The sequence below is a fragment of the Micromonospora sp. NPDC049799 genome (genome assembly GCF_040656655.1).
Classification (GTDB): Bacteria; Actinomycetota; Actinomycetes; order Mycobacteriales; family Micromonosporaceae; genus Micromonospora.
Map to the genome: position 1 here is coordinate 1 of NZ_JBFAMU010000628.1, position 2,589 is coordinate 2,589.

Genomic DNA, 2,589 nt, shown 5'->3' on the forward strand with positions numbered 1-2,589 from the left:
GGGCCGGCACCGCTCGACGGTGCCGGCCCCCCTTCCGCGTACGCGGACAGTCACCCCCGCGGTTCGTCACCGCCGTCGCTGTGCGGGTGCCGCCAGCGGGGCGGGCTCTGGCGCGGCCCGCGCTCGGAGTCCAGCGGGTTCGGGTTCTCCTCCTCGTCCGGCGCGTCGCTGTGCTCGAAGCTGGGCCGGCGTACATCCTCCGGCTCCGGCACCTCCACCGGCCGGGCGCCGGACTGCGGTGCCGGGTGGTACTCGACGGCCTCGCGGGCGCCGCGCGCGCCGCCGGCGGCGGGCGACTCGGGCAGGTGCTTCTCCCGGTGCAACTCGTCCCGGAACGCCTGCGGCGGCTTGGTGGTGCGCTGCGGCAGGTCCCGGCCGAGATCGGCGACGAGGGGGCCGTACTTGGCGTCGAACGCGGGCCGCTCGGAACGGATCCGGGGCATCCGGTCGAAGTTGCGCAGCGGCGGCGGGCAGGTGGTGGCCCACTCCAGCGAGTTGCCGAAGCCCCAGGGGTCGTCCACGTTGACCATCGCCCCGTAGCGCCAGGACTTCCAGGCGTTCCAGATGAAGAACAGGGTGGACGCGCCGAGGACGAAGGCGAAGATGCTGGAGACGGTGTTGAGCGCCGTGAAGCCGTCGGAGGGCAGGTAGTCGGCGTACCGGCGGGGCATGCCCTCGTTGCCCAGCCAGTGCTGCACCAGGAAGGTGCCGTGGAAGCCGATGAACATGGTCCAGAAGTGCGCCTTGCCGAGCCGATCGTCCAGGAGCCGCCCGGTCATCTTCGGCCACCAGAAGTAGAAGCCGCCGAAGAGGGCGAACACCACGGTGCCGAAGAGCACGTAGTGGAAGTGCCCGACGACGAAGTACGTGTCGTGGGTGTGGAAGTCGGCCGGCGGGCTGGCCACCAGCACCCCGGTGAGCCCGCCGAACAGGAAGGTGACCAGGAAGCCGATGGCGAACAGCATCGGCGTCTCGAAGGTCAACTGCCCCTTCCACAACGTGCCGATCCAGTTGAAGAACTTGACCCCGGTGGGCACCGCGATGAGGTAGCTGAGGATGCTGAAGAACGGCAGCAGCACCTGGCCGGTACCGAACATGTGGTGCGCCCAGACCGTCATCGACAGCACCGTGATCGCGATGGTGGCCAGCACCAGACCGGTGTAGCCGAAGATCGGCTTGCGGGCGAAGACCGGGATGATCTCGGTGATGATCCCGAAGAACGGCAGCGCGATGATGTAGACCTCGGGGTGGCCGAAGAACCAGAACAGGTGCTGCCAGAGCATCGGCCCGCCGGTTGCCGGGTCGTAGACGTGGGCGTTGAGCAGCCGGTCCGCCGAGAGCGCCAGCAACGCCGCGGCCAGCAGCGGGAAGACCAGGATCACCAGCACGCTGGTGAAGAGCATGTTCCAGGTGAAGATCGGCATCCGGAACATCGTCATGCCCGGCGCGCGCAGGGTGAGGATCGTGGTGATCAGGTTGACCGCGCCGAGGATGGTGCCGAGTCCCGAGATCACCAGACCGACGACCCACATGTTCGCCCCGACGCCGGGGGAGTGCTCGGCGCTGCTCAGCGGCGTGTACGCGGTCCAGCCGAAGTCGGCGGAGCCCTGTGGCGTCGCGAAGCCGCCGATCACCATCAGCCCGCCGAAGAGGTAGAGCCAGTAGGCGAGGGCGTTGAGCCGGGGGAACGACACGTCCGGCGCGCCGATCTGGATCGGCACGATGTAGTTGGCGAATCCGAACGCGGCCGGGGTGGCGAAGAGCAGCAGCATCACCGCGCCGTGCGAGGTGAAGAGCTGGTTGTACTGCTCGGAGGAGAGCAGTTGCAGGCCGGGGCGGGCCAGCTCGGCGCGGATCAGCATCGCCTCGATCCCGGCCACGATGAAGAAGCCGAACGAGGTGAGCAGGTAGAGCAGGCCGATCTGCTTGTGGTCGGTGGTGGCGAGGAACCTGAGCAGTTTTCCGCCTGGTGTGGCGGGCCTGAGGGGTCCTGGATAGCCACCGAAGCGCGCCGGCGCCAGAATGGCCGGACCTCGGTCGCGCGGTTCCGTCGTGACCTCTTTGGCCATGAAAGTTTCACCCCGCCGTGATGACAGAAAGGACGGGCGCGACTACCCGCCCCTCCGACCATGAAACCAGGCGAGAGAGCTTATTCAGGCTAGAGCGGTAATTTCGGTCAATTCGCGGGGAGTACCGCCCAGACGACCTTGCCGTCGCCGGCCGGCATGCTGCCCCAGCGCTGCGCCAGTTCCCGGACCAGCATCAGGCCCCGACCGCCCTCGGCGCGCAGGTCCGGCATGGTCATGCGGGCGGCGACCCGGCTGCCGTCCAGCACCGCCAGTTGCAGGTCCGGCCGGCGCAGGGTGAGCGTCACCTGCATCGGGGTGCCGGCGTGCCGGACCACGTTGCCGACCAGCTCGCTGAGCACGAGCGACGCCGGACCGACGGCCTCCGGCAGGTTCCACCGCGTGCAGGCGTCGCCCACCAGTTCCCGCTCGACGTACCGCCAGCCCTTCCAGTCGATCAGTGGGCCGCGCAGCACGTGCTGGGTGTCCTGGGCGTCGTGCAGGTGCAGGCTCGGCCACTCGC

At 68.9% G+C, this 2,589-nt stretch carries 2 protein-coding genes; both read right to left on the reverse strand.

The window, feature by feature from the left end:
- Positions 1–50: 50 nt before the first annotated feature.
- Positions 51–2,069, reverse strand: coding sequence for a cytochrome c oxidase subunit I (gene ctaD, locus AB0I76_RS27430; protein WP_357041289.1), 2,019 nt, complete (start codon positions 2,067–2,069; stop codon positions 51–53).
- A 107-nt stretch (positions 2,070–2,176) separates the two neighbouring features.
- The coding region (locus AB0I76_RS27435; RefSeq protein ID WP_357041291.1) for an ATP-binding protein at positions 2,177–2,589 on the reverse strand (413 nt) is incomplete at its 5' end.

Coding starts and splice junctions, on each gene's coding strand:
- ctaD (WP_357041289.1), bottom strand. CDS start 2,069: ATGGCCAAAGAGGTCACGACGGAACCGCGCGACCGAGGTCCGGCCATT.